A 2,994-nucleotide genomic window follows, 5' to 3' on the forward strand; every position below is an offset into this window, starting at 1 on the left:
CAAATGAAGAAACCCCGCTTGTTTGGCGGGGTTTCCTGTTTCAAGCAGCCCAAGGCCGTTGATCAATAACGCTGATATTTGGAGCCGAACTCGGGGCGGTTCTCTGCGACATAGAGCTTGCTCGCCTGGTTGTCTTTCTGGTCAACGCCGACGGTGTTCACGTTCAGCGTGGCCGGTTGGCTGACTTTGGCTGCTGCAACGGCTGGCGCAGTCGCGTGTGGGGCGGCGATGGCGGAAGTAGCGCCGAGAACCGAGAGGGCGAATCCAAGACCGATGATGCTTTTCATGGTGTTGCTCCAGAGTGTGGGGAGAAGATGTGGCCACTGTAGTGCTGGAGCATCGCGATGAGAAAACACCCTGACGCATAGTCGTTATCGAGAACAATGATCTTTCGGCGATGATGCGGCAGCCCTGTGGGCGCTAGCTCCCACAGGGACTGTGTTGTCAGGTCAGTCGCGATCAGTAGCGCTGATACTTGGAGCCGAACTCGGCGCGATTTTCGGCGACGATTACGCCACCGCGCACGGCGTTGCTCGGGATCGAGGCGACGCGTTCGCGCAGTTCTTGCAGGCGATCGGCACCCCCTTCGGCTACGCGATTCTGGATCAGTCGGTCAGAACCCCCTTCGGCCACGCGGTTCTGGATCAGGCGATCAGAACCCCCTTCGGCCACGCGATTTTGTTGCAACCGGTCCGAACCGCCTTCTGCCAGTAGCGACTGGATCTGGCTGTGGGAAACGGTATTCGACGTATTCGCCGATGCCAGGTTCGACAGGCCAAGACCGCCCACCAATGCGAGGCCGAGTGCCAGGGACGAAACTTTCGAGAAGTTGATCATGGGTAATTCTCCGTGCGCTTAAGTGTGAGGGGGTCAGTAGCTCGTGCTATCTGGTGTTCACAGTTAAACGCCGGGGTGTATCGCTGATGTGTGCCTGAAACGCTCGAAATCGGCTTTTACGTATCCCGGGAAGTATCTTATACAAACGGATACAAAACCCTCGGTTAACGCTTATACCTGCGCATCGAGCATTTCCACCGGGTAGGAAAAAACATAGCCCTCGCTGCGTACCGTCTTGATGTAGGTCGACTCCCGTGAATCGTCCTTGAGTCGCTGGCGCAAGCGGCTGACCAGCAAGTCGATGGAACGGTCGAACAGGTCGGCATCGCGGCCCTGGGTCAGGTTGAGCAGTTGATCTCGGCTCAGCACCCGTTGCGGGTGGTCGAGGAACACGCGAAGCAATCGGTACTCGGCGCCACTGAGGGCGACCAGAGTATCGTCTTCATCCAGCAGGTGACGGGCGGTGGTATCCAGGCGCCAGCGGCCGAAACCGAGCAGGCGGCCGGTTTCAGTGACTAATAGGTTGGGTGGCAGCATCCGGGTACGGCGCAGAACAGCGTTGATCCTGGCCAGCAGTTCCCGGGCGGCGAAGGGTTTGGTCAGGTAGTCGTCGGCGCCCATTTCCAGGCCGAGTATGCGGTCGGTCTCGTCATTGCGCGCAGTGAGCATCAGGATGGGCGTGGCTTTGTGTTTGCCTGAGCGCAGTTCGCGGCACAGGACCAGGCCGTCATCGCCGGGCAGCATGATATCGAGGACGATCAGGTCGACCTGATTGGTTTCGAGGAAGCTGCGCATGTGCCGGCCGTCGGCGACCATGGTGGTGCGCAGGCCGTTCTTTTTCAGGTAGTTGCCCACCAGTTCGCGAATTTCGCGGTCATCATCAACGATCAGGATGTGGTTGACGTGGTCCATGAATCGATTCTCTTGTTCTTCGTCGGTTGTGCATTTTTGGGCAACGGTGAAGCTTTTTGCCGTATCGCCCTTGTAGGAGCAAGGCTTGCCCGCGATGACGGTGGGACAACCCACAGTGATGTCGACTGATACTACGTCATCGCGGGCAAGCCTTGCTCCTACAGGAGGAGTGGCCGACCCGGCATTGCATTCAGGCGTTCTGTGGCCACAAAGACAACAAGCCGAAGCCAAGGCTTCGGCTTGGGTCTATTGCTTGAGTCAGGCAACCACGCGATAACACGGCACATAAGCCGCGCCACCCGGGAGTTTCATCCGGTGTTGGGCAACGAAGGCTTTGAGCAGCAGGTCCAGCGGCTGCATGATCGCGGCGTCACCGCGGATCTGGTAGGGGCCGTGTTGTTCGATCAGGCGAATGCCCTTGTCCTTGACGTTGCCGGCGACGATGCCTGAGAACGCGCGGCGCAGGTTGGCGGCCAGTTCGTGGGCTGGCAGGTCGCGGCTCAGTTTGAGGTTGGCCATGTTTTCGTGGGTTGGGTCGAACGGGCGCTGGAAGCCTTCGTCGATTTTCAGCAACCAGTTGAAGTGGAACGCGTCGTTGCGCTCGCGGCGGAACTGCTTGACCGCTTTGAGGCCCAGAGTCATCTGCCGGGCGACTTCTGCCGGGTCATCGATGATGATCTGATAATGCTGCTTGGCGTCCTCACCGAGGGTGGCGCCGACGAAGGCGTCGAGTTGCTCCAGGTACGGTGCGGCGTGTTTGGGGCCGGTGAGGATGACCGGGAAGGGCAGGCCTGCGTTGTCCGGGTGCATCAGGATGCCGAGCAGGTAGAGAAATTCTTCCGCCGTACCGGCACCGCCCGGGAATATGATGATGCCGTGGCCGACGCGGACGAAGGCTTCCAGACGTTTTTCGATATCTGGCAGGATCACCAGTTCGTTGACGATCGGGTTCGGCGCCTCGGCGGCGATGATCCCCGGTTCGGTCAGGCCAAGGTAACGACCGCCATGGATACGCTGTTTCGCGTGGGCGATGGTGGCGCCTTTCATCGGGCCTTTCATCACGCCAGGGCCACAACCGGTGCAGACGTCGAGGCTGCGCAGGCCCAGTTCATGGCCGACTTTCTTGGTGTATTTGTATTCTTCGGTGTTGATCGAGTGGCCGCCCCAGCACACCACGATCTTCGGCTCGACGCCGGGGCGCAGGGTGCGGGCGTTGCGCAGCAGGTGGAAGACGTAGTCGCTGAT

The 2,994-nt window shown here is 59.7% G+C and carries 4 protein-coding genes; all 4 read right to left on the reverse strand.

Annotated features, from left to right (window positions below):
• Positions 1-62: 62 nt before the first annotated feature.
• A complete protein-coding gene (locus D8U18_RS23110; protein ID WP_056856707.1) occupies positions 63-287 on the reverse strand; it encodes a hypothetical protein in 225 nt (74 codons plus the stop codon).
• 172 nt (positions 288-459) lie between these two features.
• Positions 460-837, reverse strand: coding sequence for a hypothetical protein (locus D8U18_RS23115; RefSeq protein WP_130904614.1), 378 nt, complete (start codon positions 835-837; stop codon positions 460-462).
• A 171-nt stretch (positions 838-1,008) separates the two neighbouring features.
• Positions 1,009-1,749 (reverse strand): response regulator, encoded by a 741-nt coding sequence (locus D8U18_RS23120; protein ID WP_131108525.1) that lies wholly within the window; start codon positions 1,747-1,749, stop codon positions 1,009-1,011.
• 258 nt (positions 1,750-2,007) lie between these two features.
• Positions 2,008-2,994 (reverse strand): nucleotide 5'-monophosphate nucleosidase PpnN (gene ppnN / locus D8U18_RS23125; RefSeq protein ID WP_131108527.1); only part of this gene is annotated, 987 nt, incomplete at its 5' end.

Origin of the sequence: Pseudomonas sp. Sample_10 (assembly GCF_004321495.1) — a bacterium.
GTDB lineage: Bacteria > Pseudomonadota > Gammaproteobacteria > Pseudomonadales > Pseudomonadaceae > Aquipseudomonas.